We start from the raw sequence: 15,703 nt of genomic DNA, 5'->3' as shown, positions 1-15,703 counted from the left end.
TCTGCCTTTGTCGCGGCGCGGGCGGAACAATCGCCGTGGCTCGGCCATTGCCTCATTGTCCTCCGCCGCGGCGCGGCGGAAGGCGACCCTGCCAGCCTGAAGGGGAAGTCCAGTGAAACTCGTCCTACTCGCCGCCGCGGCGGTCCTCGTCGCCTCGCCGGCCTTCGCCGACTGCCAGTCGGACGCCCAGGTCCAAGCGGAGAAAGTCCGCACTGCGCAGCAGCTTCTGAGCAACCAGGCCAACGCGCCGATGACGGAGCAGTGCCGGACCGGCTCCACCCTGATCGCCGAGGCCAAACGCCTCAACGTGATCAATCGCAACTGCCAGGCGCGGCTGCAGCTTACGGCCCAGGATCTGCAGCGGGCCGACCAGCGGATCCAGGCGGCGGACCAGGAATACGCCACCCAATGCGGCGGCTGATCCGTCCCGCTTCAGACAGGGCCGGTCCATTCGGACCGGCCCTGTCCACGTCAGCGCGTCGCCGGCGTCACGGCGGCGTGGATTGCGGCCGGCTGGCGCGCCGGGCCGAAGCGGACGGAACCGAAACGGCCGTGGCCGGATTGTTCGACCATGGAAGTCTCGCTGTTTCACAACCCCAAAGCCGGCGACGGCGACTGGCCGGCGGACAAGCTGGTCCGCCTGCTGGAGATGTCCGGCTTCGCCCCGGTGCATTGCTCGACCCGCAGCAAGGAGCTGGAGCAGGCGCTGGAGAATCCGCATGACCTGGTGGTGATCGCCGGCGGCGACGGCGCCGTGGCCGAGATCGTGCGGGCGCTGCACGGCCGCGGCCATACCGTCGTGATCCTGCCGACCGGCAGCTCCAACAACATCGCGCGGGCGCTCGGCATCGTCGAGGAGCCGCGCCACATCGTCGCCGGCCTGGCCAAGGCGAAGCGCACGCCGCTCCGGATCGGCGTGGTCGAGGGGCCGGAATGGTCCCGCAACTTCGTCGAGGCGGTCGGCATGGGTCCCCTGGTCACCGCGATCGAGCAAGGTGCCGCCGGCGGCAAGGAGCACGGCTCCGACCTGGTCGGAGAACGGCGGGACGAGTTGCGCCGCATCGTCGCCGACTGCGAGCCGCTCGAGGTCAGCCTGACCGTCGACGGCAAGCGGCTGGACGAGAAGATGCTGATGCTCGAGGTGATGAACCTGCCGATGATCGGGCCGAACCTGTTGCTGGCGCCGGAAGCCGACCCCGGGGACGCGCATCTCGACGTGGCCTGGCTGCCGGCGGCGAAGCGCCGGTCGATGCTCGCCTGGCTGAAGGACCCGGAGGCCAGGGGATCGCCGCTGCAGCGGAAGAAGGCCGAGCGGGTCGAGCTGCACCCGCAGGGTGGCAGCCTCCATGTCGACGACACGGTGGTCGAGGGCGGCGAGGCCACGCTGACCATCCGCATCGAGCCCAAGCCGGTGATCGTCCTCACCCCGGGAGATGACGAATGACCAGCGCGACCGACGACCTGTCCACGGCCCAATTGCAGCAATGGGAGGAGACGGCGATCGAGTTCGCCAGGCTCGCCGGGGCCGAGATCGTCGCCTCGCTCGGCCGGACCTTCAGCGTCCGATACAAGACCGGGGCCGGGCAGGGGGACGATCTGCTGTTCCGCGATCCCGTTTCGGAGGTCGATCAGCGGGTGGAATCCCTGATCCGGCTGCGCCTGGCGGAGCTCTATCCCGACCACGGCATCATCGGCGAGGAGATGGAGGACCATCCGGCCGGGCCCGACAGCCCGGTCTGGGCGATCGATCCGGTCGACGGAACCACCAATTTCGTCAATGGCTTACCGCTGTTTGCTGCGTCGATCGGCCTGCTGCATCGCGGCCGGCCGGTGATCGGCGCCGTGTGGTGCTCGACCAGCCACGCCCTGCGCTCCGGCGTCTATCACGCCAGTGGCCGCGGCCCGCTGAGCTTCGACGGGGCGAAGCTGGAGGTCGGCCCGAACCCGGCGGTGCGCCGGCGCCTGGCGGGAGAGCCGCGGCTCGACCCCGGCACGGTGCTGCCGTGGGAAACCCGCAAGACCGGATCGGCCGCGATCGAATGCGCCTTCGTGGCGGCCGGCTTGCTGGAGGTGGCGCGGTTCGAGCGGCCGAATGTCTGGGACGTCGCCGGCGGGCTGTGCTTGGTCACGGCCGCCGGGGGCACTGCCTTCACGCTGTCGGACCAGGAGCGGGGCTGGGAGCGCTTCTCTGGCTTCGGCGACGATCCCCGCAGCTGGCACGGCCAGCTCGTGATCGGGCCCGAGGCCGCCGCCATCCGACGCAAGGATGCCGCCGCGTGATCCGGTCTGGATCTCTTTGTTGAAGTTTGTGCTCTAACGCATTGATGCATTGCAGATACAACGAGAGATCGCGCGAGAGTGAGCTAGGCATGGCCTGAGGTCATATCATATTTTCCATAATATATATTATCCGACTTTCATATAGCCCTCGGCTCCTTGCCCACGAGCCGCTTGCCTGCCCCCTACGGCAGCGTGATGGCCACCGACAGATCCTGCGCGCCCCGGACGGCGAATTTGAACGCCCGGCCCTTCGAGATCTCCGGCAGCAGCTGCTGCAGCCGGTCGATCGCATTGGTCAGGTGGATCGTGTAGTCCTCCCCAGGGTCGCGCGACGCGACGATGGCGCGCAGCGTGTTGTCCTCCGGATTGCCGAAGGTGTCGTCGGCCGAGATCACGTAGTGATCCGCCGGGAAGCTCTGCAGGAACGTCGCGGTCATGTTCCGGTCGCTGCCGTGATGCGGCATCTTCAGGATGTCGAGCTTCATCGGCAGCTCGACGTCGGGCATGGCGTCCTCGAGGCCCGCCACGATGTCGTCGCCGCGGGCGTCGCCCGTCAGCAGGATCTTCCGTTTGCCGATCTCGACCAGAAGCACGAGGCTCGACAGGTTCGGAACGGACTCGTCCAGCTTGTCGAGGAACAGGCCGGCCACGGCCGCCGGGCTGCCGGAGGCCTTGGCCCACGCCTTGCGCAAGGCCTCGAGGCGCGGCGCGCGCGGGCCGAGGACCGTGACCTTGGCGCCGTCGATGTCCCGGTGCCCGCTGGTCGAGGACAGCACATCGTTGAAGGGCGGATTGCCCTCGAGCTTGAGTTGCACCAGATAGTCCCGCAGCTCGCGGCCCTGGCCGATGCTGGCGAGGACCGCCAGCTCCCGATGCGTCTGCAGCTTGCCCCCGGCGGCGGCGAGGGTCCCTGTCCCCGCCATCGCCGCCTTGGCGTCCTGCGCCAGACCGGCAAGGCTCGCCTGCCCCGCCTTGGCGGCCGCCGAGCCGAGCAGATCGGCGAAGCTGTTGTGCCAGAAGCGGCGGATGTCGAGCCAGGTCGCGGCGCCGGGCCTCTTCTCCGCGATGCCGCCGATCATCTGCAGCACGCCGTTGACGTGGTCGTCGTCGACATGGCTGAGCATGGCAAGGTCGACGGTCAGCGTCTCGGCGCCGCCGCGGAGCTGTTCGAGCCGCGGCTTCAGGACGTTCTTCCAGACGCCGGCCGGGCCGCCATCGATGATCCACAGCCGCTGCTGCCTGCCCTGCTGGTAGCGCAGCAGCAGGGCGTCCCCGAACTTCGCATGCACGGCCTCGAAGACGATCATCGCCCCCTCCCCCTATACCGATTGCAGCGCCCGCAGGATGTCGAGCATGCCCGCGCCCTGGAAATTGGCCTCGCGGCCGAGGTCCGTCGCCGACCGGCACAGCACCTCCTTGATCCGCTCCGGATGCCCGACCAGCTCGCGGTGCCGCGCCATCAGGAGCGCCGCCGCGCCGCTGACATGGGGGGCGGCCATGCTGGTGCCGTCCATGCGCTTCGTGCCGCAATTGGGGATCGGCGCCGTCACCTTCTCCCCCGGCGCGACCAGGTCCGGCTTGCGCCGGCCGTCCCCGGTCGGTCCCCGGCTCGAGAAGTAGCTGACGCCATAAGAATGCGGATGGCTGCGGTGGGTCGAGCCGACGGTGATGACGGCGTCGGCATTGCCGGGATCGGTGATGCTGATGTCGCGATAGACACCGAACGGCCCGCCGCCGGCCAGCGGATCCTCGAAGCCCTGGTTGCCGGCGGCGGCGACGACGACCACGCCGTCGCCGACCAGACGGCTGCACTCCTCGCAGATCGGGGTGCGGCCGCAGGCGTAGCTGAACACCTCGTGCTTCAGCGACAGGCTGAGATTGACGCCGTGGATCACCGGATTGTCCCGGTTCCGGTTGAGATAGGCGACCACCTGCAGGGCCGACATGATGGTGAACTCGTCGCCGTTCCCGTCCTTGTCGAACACCCGGAAGTCGAAGAGGCGCAGGTCGGGGCACAGCCCGACGAGATCGAGCCCCTCGTGGTTCTCGGCCCCCGGCCAGTGCCCGGCCAGGATCCCGGCGACATGCGTGCCGTGCTCATGCGCCGGCTTCTCGTACGTCTCGGCCCGGTGCGGCACGGTGATGATCGGCAGGAGTACGTCCCAGTCGATCTCGCGGCCGAGACAAACGCGGCGATTGAGGTCGCGCAGCTCCTCCCGCTCCGCCTTGTTGAGCTTTTTGCTGCGGCCGCCGGCCGTGGTCACCTTGGCCGCCTGGCGGGACGACAGCAGGTCGCGCAGGAAGGTGAAGTCGTAGGTCGCGACAATGCGCGACTGCTCGATCGGGATGTCCTGCGGCCCGGCCGGCGGCTGGTACCGCCCGCGGTCCAGGAACGCCGGATGCACGGCGTCGATGCCGCAGTCGATGACGCCCCAGGCCAGGCCCTGGCTGCGGATCTGGAACACGTTCTGGGCCGCGTCGCCCTTGACCGCGGCGCGGGATTCGAACAGGGCGGTGGCGGTGGTCCGGTTCAGGCTGATGTTCCAGATCTCGCCGGGCTCGCCGCTCGCGGGCGCCCGGACGATGCGATCAGCCAGACCGAGGAACCCGTCCAGGATCGGGCGGATGCGGTCGATGCCGTTCGCATCGGCCTGCAGCGCGTCCGCCAGCGCTGCCCGGTTCGGGTCGGCCGGCGGGATCGCGATGAAGCCGGCCAGGACCACGAAGCGCAGATACTCCCAGCTCTTGGTGGTGCTCAGCAGCCGCTTCAGGCTGATCCCGTCGGGACGGTCGAGCCATTGGCGGATCGGCGCGAAGCTGGCCAGCTCGAGCGGCAGCCCGAGCCACCAGCTGGTCATCGGCACCACCACACAGATCAGCTCGGCGAAGGTGAGCCGCACCACCACCGAGGAGCGGCTGTAGGCCAGCCGTGTCTCGGCGCGGCGGCGACGGCGGTCCGCTGCCGGCTCGGCGGCGTAGTAGCTGTCGAGCCCCTGCTCCAGCATCACGGCCACGTTGCCGGCGGTGTGGCCGGCGCGGGGCGTGAGGATCAGGTCATGCCGCTTCGCCGCGTCGGACCGGGCATAGGCCAGCCAGACATCCGGCAGGATCGGGCTGTCCTGCGTGAAGCGCTGGTGGCCGAAGGTCCGGAAGATCAGCCGGCGCAGCGTGTCCTCGGTGATGGCCGGCGCCGCCGGGGCGGGTCTGGAAGGTCGTGCCATCGGTCATACCTCCGCCTGCGGGCCCGGGGTCACGCCGAGAAGGGGGCATGGAAGGGCGGGAACAGCGGGAAGGACGTCCCCTGCTGCACCAGCATCACGACCAGGATCACCGCCGCCCACAGGGTGATCGCGATGCCGACGTCGACGACGCGGTTGATGATGACCTCCTCGTCTCCGATACCGGTGGTCACGGCCTCGAAGACCTCCCAGAGCACGGTGAGCGCCACGATCAGCCAGAACGGCACGAACCAGATGCCGAAGACGATTCCGGCGAAGCCGTGGGCGATGGTCCAGATGTCGACAGGCCGGGAATCCGTGGTCGGATCGAGCTTTGCGTCGATCAAGACCACCACGCCGGTCAGCACAGCCCAGACCGCCACGGCGCCCCAGCGCAGCCAGGCCGGCAGCGCGAACCCGTGGGTCAACGAGATCAGGAGAGCGCCGATCACAATGAAGAGGGCCGCGGCCACCAACGACCACAGGTTGGGTCGGGTGCCGGCGGCAGCTGCGTCAGCCATGACAAAGCTCCATGGGATTGGCCGTCCACCGATGCGCCGAGGCCGTGCCCCGGCGCATCGCTCGGACGGCTCGGAACGATCAGACCACCGCGCCGATGACGATGCCGCCGACGATCGGGACGATCAGCACCACCCACTCGAGCCACGACGCCGGATTGAACTGCGCGCCGCCGATGACGGTGACGCCGCTGCTGCTGGAGCCGCTGGCCTGGACGAAGGGCCTTCCGACCACCGGCACGAAGATCAGGCCAACGGCGGACACCAGGCAGCCGATACCCATGCCCATGGCAGTGTTCGCCATCTTAGGCGCCCAATCGAGGACCTGCGGCAGCGGCAGAACGATTGCGAGCACGCCGATCACGGCCACGATCGCGATGAGAATCCATCTCATGACTATCTCCTTTACAATATAAAATCACTATATAGTTGCTATATCGATATTTATGAATTTCAAATCATGATCTTGATCTTATGATTATTGTATGATATTCGTAGATCTTGGTCAAATTATGGCGTCAATCCATTTGATTTCAAGGATTTGAAGAGATGTCGATGCAGGCCATCGGGCTGGACCGGCTGCGCATACCGTTCTTCGTCGCCGCCGCCGTCCTGCTGTTTCTGGTGATCCTGGTGGAACTGGCCTCGATCGCCGTCCTGGGGACGGCGGCCCCGGCCGGCTTCGATCCGCCGACGCCGGGCTTCGGAATCCGCTACCTCGCCATCCTCGACCTGCTGCTGGCCTATGCCGTCGCGACCATGGCGCTCGGTCTGATCCTGCCGCGCGGGGTCCAGGGCCGGGTCCAGGGCATCGTCGGCCTGATCCTGTCGCTGCTGGGCCTGCTGGCGGCGATCGTGCTGATCTTCCTGGCGCTGGGCGCGCTGATTCTGATGGTCACCCTGCTGCTCGCGGTCCCCTTCGGCACCATCGCCTATCTCGCCGTCTGGGGAGACTTCCCGGAGAGCGCGGCGCGGATCACCCTGTCGCTGGTCATGCTGTTCAAGCTCGCCTTCTGCGTCTGCCTGGTGCTGGCGCATCAGCGCTTCCTGCAGAACAAGGGCCTTGTCATCCTCGCCGCCGTCTCGCTGGGCGCCACCTGGGTGGTGGCCTTCCTGCACAGCTTCCCGCCGGGCTTCCTGGTCAGCATCGCCGACGTCATCGGCGCGCTGGTGATCGCCATCGTCGGCGCGATCTGGCTGATCCTGCTGCTGATCGGCTCGATCTTGGCAGTGGTCGCCAGCCTGCGCAGCGTCCGGGTGGGCTGACATCAGCGGAACTCCGCCTTGGCAGCGGCCGGGCCCAGCGCCCGGAAGACCAGCTTCCCGCCTTCGGGATAGATGACGATCGACGCCTCGGCGTCGTCGGCACCGCATCGGACCCCGCCGCCGGACCTGCGGCGCTTCTCCCAGCCATCGGTGCAGAGATCGCCGATCTCGGCATCGGTGAAGGTCGCGCCGGAGATGCAGAGGCAGGCCTTCTGCGGACAGCTCCTCCCCTCCCCGTCCCTGCACTCGTACCGCACGGCGATGCCGCGCCCGGACGTCAGCGCCAGGCGGGCGACGCGCAGATCCTCGTCCGCGGCGGAGGCCCGGCGCTCGACCTCCGCTCCGGCATTCACCGACACCCCCGGCGGGGTCATCTCCAGCCCCGGCGCGAAGGGCGACATGACCGCGTTCATCGCCGCCGCCCAGTCCGGCGGATCCCAGCCCTTCTCCTCCAGCGCCTCCTGATCGGAGGGCGGCGGGTTCCCGGACTCCGGCGAGTGCAGGCTGCCGAAGGCGATCACCGCGGCGAAGGCGACGCCGACCAGGACGAGGATGACGATCAGGAGGCGCATCGGGCGGCGTCCCTAGAAGCCGACGCTGACGATCCAGGCGAAGAACGCGGCCAGGCCGGCGGTCACCAGAACGTTCAGGGGAATGGCCACAGGCAGGTCCCAGCATTGCCATCCCGGGCCGGTCCGGGAGTTTTTGTTGGCAATCGTGTAGGCCATCACCTCCCAGGGGTCGTTGTAATAGCACCAGTAGAGGATGGTATCGCCGACCGACTTGGCGATCAGCCCGACGATCAGGGCGGGCAGGAACAGCACCGCCATCCAGCCCATATAGGAGAACCAGAAGAACGGCCCGAGGATCCGGTTCTGCCAGACATGGATGAATTCGTGGTTGTGCAGGGCCGAGCCGGGCCGGTGGTCGCCGGAGTTTGTGTGCAGCATCCGGCTCATTACCGCCCCTTGGGTGAAGGCGAAGTCCTTCTTCAGGCAGAAGCCGCTCCTGTAGCGATGCGCCGATTGCCGGTTCTCCGGTTCGCCATCGGCATGATCGCCCCAGACGATGTTGATCAGGTGCAGGAGCACACCGTTGGTCGATCCGGCGAGCCCCCAGGTGACGTCGAGCAGGAAGGTCAGGACGCCGAAGCCGAGCCAGCGCTGGATCGCCCAGAGCCCGTCGTTCAGCCCGACCAGGCCGCCGATGACAAGCGCGATCCAGAGCAGCCCATCGACGCCGATGATCGGGTCACCGAAGGCCCAGCTCACCAGGTTGATGACGCCGGGCCAGATCGTGAACAGCAGGCTGGTGACCACGACCGTGCCGTCGGTGTTGCCGCCGAGATCGAGCACCAGGCTGATGAAGGCGCGGGCCAGGAACGCGCCCAGCGCCGCGGTGAGGAAGGTCTCGAGGGCGCGCAGCGCCACCGACCCGGCGCCGTCGCCTTTTACCGCCCGAATGATCGCGGCGAGGATCGCCCCGACCAGCCCGATGCCCAGAGCGACCAGAAGCGGCTCGAGGGCGAAGATCCGTGCCATCATGGAATAGGCCTCCGTATCGCAGCGGTTATGGGGTGAGCGGCCTGAGCACGACGCGCTCGTCCGGCCGGATCGGGCCGCGCAACCGGCAGCCGATGGTGCTGGGCGAGACGCGGATCGTCAGGTCGACCGCCGATCCCTTGGCGACCAGGGTTCCCGACGCCGGGACGACGGCGATGACCTGATCCGGCGTTCCCGCCTCGCATCGGCCGCTGATCCGGGGGGCGAGGCCGGCGGACTGCAGGCTGCTCGTGGCGGCCTGCTGCGTCGTCGGCACCGCGATGGCGGGAACGCCGACGCCGGGATCGACCGTCAGCCTCACCGTCCCGCCGCGCGCCACCTGCGCCGGCGGCATCGGATCCTGGCCGACCACGGTCTCGGGGGCCTTGCCACCGGCGGCACCGGCGATCCGCTCGACCCGGAAGCCATGGCTCACCCGGAGCGTGCTCTCCGCCGCCGGGAACAGCTGGCCGACGACGTTCGGCAGCTCGGCGCCCGCGGCCACGCGCAGCGTGACCTGGCCGCCGTCCTTCAGCTTGGTCTCGGCCGCCGGGTCCTGGCCGGTGACGATGCCCGGCGCCTTGTCGCTGTCGGGGTCGGTCTCCTGGACGACGGTGAACTTGGCTGCGGTGAGCTGCTGCTCGGCCTCGACGAACGGAAGGTCGACCACGTTCGGGACCTTCGTTCCGCTGGCCGGCCACAGGAAGATCACCGCCACCACCGCGGCGACCACGGCGACGCCGCCGCCGATCGCGGCGAAGATCCACCACGGCAGCCCCTTCTTCGGGGCGGCGACCGGCGGGGCGGCGACGTCGAAGACGACGACCGGGCTTTCCGCGAAGTCGTTGTCCGGGTCGTTGATCGCCACCGCCCGGACCTTGAGGGAATAGGTCCCCGCCGTCGCCGTCGGTGGAGTCTTGATCCGGACGGTGAAGGTGTGGGTGCCGCCGGCGGCGAAGTCGCGCTCGCTCTCGCCGTCGACGCTGAACCACTCCGCCTTGGCTTCGCCCTGCGGCTCGATCGTGACCCGGCCGGAGAGACCCTGGTTGGTCTTGTTGGTGACGGTGAAGGTGACCGCGCCGGTGCTGAAGGTCTGGTCGCCCTCGGTCTCGTGCTTCAGCGCGGCCTTCGGCGGAATATCCGGAATCTCGAAACTCGGCATGACTATTCCTCTCTGCTCATTCTCCGGTCGCTGGTCGGCGTCCTCGAATTCGACTGCGCTGGTGGCGTGGGCCGACAGCGACCAGGACGCCGATGCCCAGCGCCGCCGGGACGGGGCTCGAGGGCGAAGATCGGTGCCATGGCCGCTGCTGTCCTCTGCCGCGGCTACTGGGTGACTGGTCTGAAGACGAAGCGATCGGTAGGCTTGAGAAAGATCGGCGGGATGATGAAGCAGCTGCCGATTGTGGACCGGACACGGATAATCAGGTCGACCGTCGCCCCCTTGGCGACGAAGGCTCCCCGGGCCGGGCTGATGTCGATAACCTCGTCGACTATCCCCGAAACCTGACAACGGCCGGTGATCCGGACGCCGAGCCCGGCGCCTTGCAGGGTGTTCACGGCGGTCTGCTGCGTCGTCGGGATGGGCATGTTGGGAACCGCGACGCCGGGATCGACCGTCAGTTTCACCGTCCCGCCGCGCGCCGCCCGCTCGGGCGGCAGCGGAACCTGGCCGACCACGGTCTCGGGGGCCTTGCCGCCGGCCTGACCGACGACCCGCTCGACCTTGAAGCCGTGACCGAGCCGAAGCGCGTTCTCCGCCGCCGCGAAGGGCTGGCCGACGACGTTCAGCACCTCCACGCCCTGGGCGACGCGCAGCGTGACCTGGGCCCCCTCGTCCGCCTCGGTGTCCGCCCCGGGGTCCTGGCCGGTGACGGTGCCCGGCGCCTTGTCGCTGTCGGCGTCGTTGTCCTGGACGACGGTGAACTTGGCTGCGGTGAGCTGCTGCTCGGCCTCGGTGAATGGAAGGTCGACCACATTCGGGACCTTCGTCCCGCCGCCGCCCGTGAACAGGATGACCGCCACCACCACGCCGGCGACCACGGCGACGCCGCCGCCGATCGCGACGAAGATCCACCAGGGCAGCTTCTTCTTCTTGGTATCGACGACCGGCGGGGCGGCGATGTCGAAGACGACGACCGGGCTTTCCGCGAAGTCGTTGTCCGGGTCGTTTATCGCCACCGCCCTGACCTTGAGGGAATAGGTCCCGGCCGTCGCCGCTGGCGGGGTCTTGATCCGGACGGTGAAGGTGTGGGTGCCGCCGGCGGCGAACTGGCGCTCGCTCTCGCCGTCGACGCTGAACCACTCCGCCTTGGCCTCGCCCTGCGGCTCGATCGTGACCCGGCCGGAGAGGCCCTGGCCGGTCTTGTTGGTGACGGTGAAGGTGACCGCGCCGGTGCTGACCGTCTGGTTGTTTTCGGTCTCCTGCTTCAGCTGGGCCTTGGGCGGAATATCCGGAATCTCGAAACTCGGCATTTGACTATCCCTTTCTACTCAATTCTCCGGCCGCCGGGCGGCCCCCCTCGAATTCGACCTCGCTGGTGACGTGGGCCGGCTTCTCCGCCTCGATCACGCGGTACACGAGATCCTTCACCTCCAGTGCCGCCGGCGGGGCACGGACCCGAAGATGGAACGGCCGCGGTGCGCCCTGCTCGTCCGGCGGGTTCTCCTCGATGGCGAAACCGGGAATACCGGTCGCGACCTCGAGGAAGCGCAGCAGCCCGTCGGAGGTGCCGCGCCAGCGGCCGAGCTCCGCCGCCTGGGCGGTCAGCTCGCGCAGCCGCCCCAGGCCGGCGGCGTAGCGCGGCGGCGCCTGGGGTCCGCCCGGCCAGTCCAGGTAGCGGTCGAGGTCGAGCCAGCTCGCGAGATAGGGCACGAACCGGTCCGGGGTCCGCCGCGCGTCGAAATGGCTGTCGAGGCCGTCGAGCACGGCGTCCGCCGGGGCGTGCATCGTCTCCATGACCACGAGCAAGGTTTCCAGCAGGCGGCCGGAGCCGAGCGCCGCCCGGTAGGTCTCCGGCAGGAAGCGGGCGATCTGGTCGGCCTTCACGACCCACCTCCCCCGGGATCGCCCGAGACGACGGTGATGCTGTGGCGGCCGGCGCAGTACAGCCAGTTGCGCGGCAGCGGCGCGCGGTCGTTGAACACGGTGGCCGACACCGACACGAAGGTCTGTCCGCCATCGGCGCTGCGGCACAGCCCCACCGGCCCGCCGGCCAGTGCGACGACACCGCCATCCGCGGCGGGCGGCGCCGCGGCGACCGCCAGAACCGGATGCCATAGCCGGTCCTTGTCCCGGATCGGCAGGCCGGAACCGAGCTTGCTGGCCTCCCAGGTCGGTGCGGCCGCGCTGTTGTCGAGGATCAGCACCCCTGCCCGGTTCGACCCGGCCAGGACCATGTTGCCGGCGAAGGCCAGGCCTTCGCAGGAGCCGCCCTGCCAGCCGAGATTGACCCGCTTCCAGCCTTCCGCATCATCCTCGCCGGTGACCCGCAGCTCGATGCGCGCGGCGCCCTCGCCCTGCTGCCCGGCCTCGGCCGAGAGGCCGGCCCAGAGATAGTCGCGCGCGTTGTAGCGCTGGACCACCAGGACCCGGACGTCCTTGTCCTTCAGGCCGATCGGGCGGAAGGTCTCCGACAGCCCGGCAGCGGCGGACAGGAAGACCCCCCCCTTCATCCGCGCCGCGGCGGCCACCATGATCACGCCCGAGGGCGAGGTCACGGTGGTCACGGCGTAGAAACCGCGGTCGTCGATTGCGGCGTCGCCGACCTTGATCGCCACGGGCCCGCTGTCGCGGCCGGGCTGGATCCGGAACAGGCCGCGCTCGGCCGCGATCAGCAGCTCGGACAGGCCGGCCCGGGTGAGCCAGACGGCGTCGGTCACGGGGAATTCGAACGCGGCCGCGTTGCGGGTCCAGGTCTCGCCGCAGTCGCGGGAGATGTGGATGGCGCCCTGATCCCCGCGCTGGACGCCGAGCGCCAGCAGTCCCGGATGGTCGGGGTCGCGGCGGATGAAGCGCACCGTCTCGCCCGGATCGGCAAAGATGCGGGCCCAGCTGTCGCCGTCGTCCAGGGTCCGGTGCAGCCCGTCCGCCGCGGCGGCGAACCAGGTCCGCGGCTGATGCGGGTCCCGCACCATGTCGATCACGTCGCGATTCGGCGCGTCGTCGACGGCGAGGGAGATCTGGTCGGCATATTGCACGCCCGGCTCCGACAGCAGCGCCTCGTAGACGTCCGACACCCGGATCACCCGGCCGAAGGGCCGGTCGCGCAGCGGTGAGAACAGCAGGTTCAGGCGGCGGTGCAGCCGGGTCTCGACCGAGGCGGCATCCTCCTGCCGCCCGACCACGACCCGGGCGGTGACCGACACGGCGCGGCCGTGGGCCCAGCCGACGACCGTCCGCACCCCGAGCGGCCGCCGGGCATCGACGATCTTGTCGACCCGCGTCCGCAACGCCTCGACCTGATGCTGGGTCAGCACCTCCGGCGTCACCGCGTCCTGGGGCGAAGCATCGGCCTCGATCGACGGCACCAGCAGGATCTCGACCACGCCCGGATCGGCATGCCGCCAGGCCTGGGCCTGGGCATAGGCCCGGGCCTGCGCCACGCCGCCGACGCCGGCGGCCAGGCGCTCGAAGTCCCGCGCGGTGACCGCGCATCGGCTGTAGCCGAGGATCTCCGGCCCGCGCCGCATGGCGTCCTGCACCGCCTCGCCGTCGGCGCCGCCGACGGCGCGCTCGGCGTTGCTGGCCGTCACCCCGTCGGGCACGTCCTTGAGCACCGTCAGGGTGCCGGCCGCGACATTGCCCGAGCGCCCTCCCCCACGGCGGTACCAGACCCGGATCTCGCGGTTGGCCGGCGGCGTCGCGGCCAGGGTCGCGGCGCCGTCCATGCCGCCGGCGCGGGCCGGGGCGAAGACGATCCGGCCCTCGGCCCGGTCGACGACATAGGCGCAGTCCCCGGGGGCGCAATCGGCGAAGCTGTCGACCTCGGTCCAGATGCGATAGGCCTTGCCGTCGAAGGCCCGCGACGGACTGCCTTCCGCCAGCTCCTGCGGGGCCGTTTCGACGCCGACGACGAGGTCAAGATCGTCGCCCGACGGCGCGATCACCGGCGGCCGCTTCAGCCGGACGCTCTGGCCCGGCGCGCCGGACCCAAGCCCGGTCAGCTCGCCCGCCACCGGCTCGCAATGCAGGGCGGGCAGATCCAGGCTGGCCTGGCCTTCCGCCAGGGTGCCGCCGCGCGTCACCACGAATTCGACCGAACCGTCGGTGGTCGCGACCCGGGTGCCCTGTGGGATGGCGATCGCCCCCGTCGCCTTGCCGCCGCGCGCAAAGGTCAGGGTGACCGATGCCGCGGCCGGGGCCCGCAGCTTGATGCCCATCAGGTTGAGCAGGCTGACATAGACCTTCTCGGGCACCCGGTTGAGCCGGTAGAGAAGGTTGTCGGTGAGGAAGGCGAAGGCCTCGATCAGGGTCACGCCGGGATCGCTCGGTGACCGGTCCGTCCAGGCCGGACAGGTGCGGTCGACGACCGTGAGGGCTTCGGCCACCAGCTGGCGGAAGGTGCGATCGTCGAGCTTGGGGCTGGGCAGCGGCATCAGACGACGCCTCCGTTCAGATCGACCGAGAAGGCCACTCGGCCGAGACCGTTGGTCGACCGGACCCGGTAGTCCAGTTCGACGGTGAGACGGGTCCCGCTGTCCTCCCCCGGCTCGCCGGCGATCGCAGCGCCCGCGTCGAGGCGCAGGACGTCGATGCGGGGCTCCCAGCGCTGCAGCGCCTGGCGGATGTAGTGGATCGCCAGGCCGGCGGTGGTGGCGTCGTTGGGCGCGAACATCAGGCGGTGCAGCGGGCAGCCGTAGTCGGGCCGCATCACCCGCTCGCCGGGGATCGTCGTCAGCAGCAGGATGATCGACTGCCGCACCATGACGTCGTCCGCGATCATGGCCACGCCGCCGGCCGGGGTCAGCAGCGGCCCGCCGGGCGCAGGCCCGTCGCCGAGGCCGCCGCCGAGGGCCACGCCATCGAACCGCCATCCGCGCATCGCCGGGCTCATGCGTCCGCCGTCACGAAAGGCTGGCCGGGCTCGACGACCTTGTAGTTGACGATGCCGGGGGGAGAGCCGTCGGTGAGCCCGCGGACGGAGTCGAGGCAGACCGGTTCGCCCTCCACCGTCAGCAGCGTCGAATAGCCCTCGCGGACGGCCAGCGTGTTCAGGCAGGGGCGCAGGCCGACGACCGGGTTGGTGTTCGGGCAGTGCCGGATGTTGCGGTGCTCGGGGTCGTCGTCCACCAGCACCTGGCGGTCCTCGATGCGGACCAGGGTCTGGGTCGGCTTGATCGTCACCTGCCCGCCATGGTCGCAGATCAGAACGGCGTCCTCGGTCAGCCACAGCATGTCTCAACCCTTCCTGAAGTCGATGGCGTTGGCGCGGATGGTGACCCTGCGGCCGGGCGCCTCGATGGTGAGGTCGGTGGTCGACCGCAGGACGGTGCCGTCCGGGCCGAGCTCGAGCATGTCGCCGGCGGAGGTCTCAAGCCGCGCCAGCGCCCGCTCGCCGTCGAGCGTGAAGACCTGGCCGCTCGGCGAGCGGAAAGTGAAGGATCGCCGGCCCTCGCCGGCGGCGCCGGGCCATTCGCGCTCGCCGAACAGGCCGCCCATCACGATGCCGCGGGCGGGGTCCCCGTCGGGGAACAGGATCAGGACGCTGTCGTCGAGCTCGGGCAGGACGGAGAGGCCCTTGCCGGTTCCGGCGCCGGCGGCCAGCACCGGCAGCCAGTCGGTCTCGATGCCGGCATAGGCCGGCAGCGCCGCGCGCACCCGCGATAGCCGCTGCGGGTCGTCGACGGTGCAGATCCGGCCCAGGGTGATGGCCGGCGC

Annotated in this window: 17 protein-coding genes; 4 read left to right on the top strand and 13 right to left on the bottom strand. The window is 69.7% G+C overall.

The features are described 5' to 3' along the window. Window positions 1-112: 112 nt before the first annotated feature. The 3 genes from ACTOWL_RS09885 to ACTOWL_RS09875 all read left to right on the top strand — a co-directional run bounded on the left by ACTOWL_RS09885 (window position 113) and on the right by ACTOWL_RS09875 (window position 2,280). Window positions 113-421: a hypothetical protein gene (locus tag ACTOWL_RS09885; protein WP_441321051.1), complete on the top strand. Its 309-nt coding sequence runs from the start codon at window positions 113-115 to the stop codon at window positions 419-421. Window positions 422-571: 150 nt separating this feature from the next. Further along, window positions 572-1,444 (top strand): diacylglycerol/lipid kinase family protein, encoded by an 873-nt coding sequence (locus ACTOWL_RS09880; RefSeq protein ID WP_441321050.1) that lies wholly within the window; start codon window positions 572-574, stop codon window positions 1,442-1,444. After that, a complete protein-coding gene (locus ACTOWL_RS09875) occupies window positions 1,441-2,280 on the top strand; it encodes an inositol monophosphatase family protein (RefSeq protein WP_441321049.1) in 840 nt (279 codons plus the stop codon). Before ACTOWL_RS09880 ends, ACTOWL_RS09875 begins: the two co-directional genes overlap by 4 nt. Before the next feature lie 182 nt (window positions 2,281-2,462). On the opposite strand, the gene ACTOWL_RS09870 is transcribed toward ACTOWL_RS09875, so the two are convergent. From ACTOWL_RS09870 to ACTOWL_RS09855, 4 genes are all read right to left on the bottom strand, one after another. Then, the gene (locus tag ACTOWL_RS09870; protein ID WP_441321048.1) at window positions 2,463-3,587 is read right to left on the bottom strand and encodes a hypothetical protein; all 1,125 of its coding nucleotides are present in this window, start codon (window positions 3,585-3,587) and stop codon (window positions 2,463-2,465) included. A 12-nt stretch (window positions 3,588-3,599) separates the two neighbouring features. After that, the gene (locus ACTOWL_RS09865) at window positions 3,600-5,501 is read right to left on the bottom strand and encodes a S8 family serine peptidase (RefSeq protein WP_441321047.1); all 1,902 of its coding nucleotides are present in this window, start codon (window positions 5,499-5,501) and stop codon (window positions 3,600-3,602) included. A gap of 29 nt (window positions 5,502-5,530) precedes the next feature. Then, the gene (locus ACTOWL_RS09860; RefSeq protein ID WP_441321046.1) at window positions 5,531-6,019 is read right to left on the bottom strand and encodes a hypothetical protein; all 489 of its coding nucleotides are present in this window, start codon (window positions 6,017-6,019) and stop codon (window positions 5,531-5,533) included. Window positions 6,020-6,098: 79 nt separating this feature from the next. After that, complete coding sequence (locus ACTOWL_RS09855; protein WP_441321045.1) at window positions 6,099-6,410, bottom strand: hypothetical protein; 312 nt, start codon at window positions 6,408-6,410, stop codon at window positions 6,099-6,101. 155 nt (window positions 6,411-6,565) lie between these two features. Here ACTOWL_RS09855 and ACTOWL_RS09850 point away from each other — a divergent pair, with 155 nt between their 5' ends. Next, a complete protein-coding gene (locus tag ACTOWL_RS09850; protein ID WP_441321044.1) occupies window positions 6,566-7,282 on the top strand; it encodes a hypothetical protein in 717 nt (238 codons plus the stop codon). Window positions 7,283-7,284: 2 nt separating this feature from the next. On the opposite strand, the gene ACTOWL_RS09845 is transcribed toward ACTOWL_RS09850, so the two are convergent. The 9 genes from ACTOWL_RS09845 to ACTOWL_RS09805 form a co-directional block, all read right to left on the bottom strand. Next, on the bottom strand, window positions 7,285-7,854 hold the full coding sequence (locus tag ACTOWL_RS09845) for a hypothetical protein (protein ID WP_441321043.1): 570 nt from the start codon (window positions 7,852-7,854) through the stop codon (window positions 7,285-7,287). 12 nt (window positions 7,855-7,866) lie between these two features. Further along, window positions 7,867-8,826: a hypothetical protein gene (locus ACTOWL_RS09840; RefSeq protein ID WP_441321042.1), complete on the bottom strand. Its 960-nt coding sequence runs from the start codon at window positions 8,824-8,826 to the stop codon at window positions 7,867-7,869. A 25-nt stretch (window positions 8,827-8,851) separates the two neighbouring features. Continuing rightward, window positions 8,852-9,985 (bottom strand): PASTA domain-containing protein, encoded by a 1,134-nt coding sequence (locus tag ACTOWL_RS09835; RefSeq protein WP_441321041.1) that lies wholly within the window; start codon window positions 9,983-9,985, stop codon window positions 8,852-8,854. A 164-nt stretch (window positions 9,986-10,149) separates the two neighbouring features. Next, the gene (locus tag ACTOWL_RS09830; protein WP_441321040.1) at window positions 10,150-11,298 is read right to left on the bottom strand and encodes a PASTA domain-containing protein; all 1,149 of its coding nucleotides are present in this window, start codon (window positions 11,296-11,298) and stop codon (window positions 10,150-10,152) included. Between the two features lie 4 nt (window positions 11,299-11,302). Beyond that, window positions 11,303-11,872, bottom strand: coding sequence for a phage tail protein (locus ACTOWL_RS09825; protein ID WP_441321039.1), 570 nt, complete (start codon window positions 11,870-11,872; stop codon window positions 11,303-11,305). Continuing rightward, window positions 11,869-14,421: a baseplate J/gp47 family protein gene (locus ACTOWL_RS09820; RefSeq protein WP_441321038.1), complete on the bottom strand. Its 2,553-nt coding sequence runs from the start codon at window positions 14,419-14,421 to the stop codon at window positions 11,869-11,871. Before ACTOWL_RS09820 ends, ACTOWL_RS09825 begins: the two co-directional genes overlap by 4 nt. Continuing rightward, the gene (locus ACTOWL_RS09815) at window positions 14,421-14,867 is read right to left on the bottom strand and encodes a GPW/gp25 family protein (protein ID WP_441321037.1); all 447 of its coding nucleotides are present in this window, start codon (window positions 14,865-14,867) and stop codon (window positions 14,421-14,423) included. The genes ACTOWL_RS09820 and ACTOWL_RS09815 overlap by 1 nt, the downstream gene beginning before the upstream one ends. 8 nt (window positions 14,868-14,875) lie before the next feature. Next, a complete protein-coding gene (locus ACTOWL_RS09810) occupies window positions 14,876-15,220 on the bottom strand; it encodes a hypothetical protein (protein ID WP_441321036.1) in 345 nt (114 codons plus the stop codon). 3 nt (window positions 15,221-15,223) lie between these two features. Further along, window positions 15,224-15,703, bottom strand: a 480-nt coding sequence (locus ACTOWL_RS09805; protein WP_441321035.1) for a phage baseplate assembly protein V, incomplete at its 5' end; no start/stop codon positions are given.

The organism is Inquilinus sp. CA228 (genome assembly GCF_052078665.1).
In the GTDB taxonomy this organism is placed as follows: domain Bacteria; phylum Pseudomonadota; class Alphaproteobacteria; order DSM-16000; family Inquilinaceae; genus Inquilinus.
This window is presented reverse-complemented; position numbering and strand designations above follow the sequence as displayed.

Coding starts and splice junctions, on each gene's coding strand:
- ACTOWL_RS09875 (WP_441321049.1), top strand. CDS start 1,441: ATGACCAGCGCGACCGACGACCTGTCCACGGCCCAATTGCAGCAATGG.
- ACTOWL_RS09820 (WP_441321038.1), bottom strand. CDS start 14,421: ATGCCGCTGCCCAGCCCCAAGCTCGACGATCGCACCTTCCGCCAGCTG.
- ACTOWL_RS09835 (WP_441321041.1), bottom strand. CDS start 9,985: ATGCCGAGTTTCGAGATTCCGGATATTCCGCCGAAGGCCGCGCTGAAG.
- ACTOWL_RS09860 (WP_441321046.1), bottom strand. CDS start 6,019: ATGGCTGACGCAGCTGCCGCCGGCACCCGACCCAACCTGTGGTCGTTG.
- ACTOWL_RS09845 (WP_441321043.1), bottom strand. CDS start 7,854: ATGCGCCTCCTGATCGTCATCCTCGTCCTGGTCGGCGTCGCCTTCGCC.
- ACTOWL_RS09815 (WP_441321037.1), bottom strand. CDS start 14,867: ATGCGCGGATGGCGGTTCGATGGCGTGGCCCTCGGCGGCGGCCTCGGC.
- ACTOWL_RS09870 (WP_441321048.1), bottom strand. CDS start 3,587: ATGATCGTCTTCGAGGCCGTGCATGCGAAGTTCGGGGACGCCCTGCTG.
- ACTOWL_RS09850 (WP_441321044.1), top strand. CDS start 6,566: ATGTCGATGCAGGCCATCGGGCTGGACCGGCTGCGCATACCGTTCTTC.
- ACTOWL_RS09855 (WP_441321045.1), bottom strand. CDS start 6,410: ATGAGATGGATTCTCATCGCGATCGTGGCCGTGATCGGCGTGCTCGCA.
- ACTOWL_RS09810 (WP_441321036.1), bottom strand. CDS start 15,220: ATGCTGTGGCTGACCGAGGACGCCGTTCTGATCTGCGACCATGGCGGG.
- ACTOWL_RS09865 (WP_441321047.1), bottom strand. CDS start 5,501: ATGGCACGACCTTCCAGACCCGCCCCGGCGGCGCCGGCCATCACCGAG.
- ACTOWL_RS09830 (WP_441321040.1), bottom strand. CDS start 11,298: ATGCCGAGTTTCGAGATTCCGGATATTCCGCCCAAGGCCCAGCTGAAG.
- ACTOWL_RS09880 (WP_441321050.1), top strand. CDS start 572: ATGGAAGTCTCGCTGTTTCACAACCCCAAAGCCGGCGACGGCGACTGG.
- ACTOWL_RS09840 (WP_441321042.1), bottom strand. CDS start 8,826: ATGATGGCACGGATCTTCGCCCTCGAGCCGCTTCTGGTCGCTCTGGGC.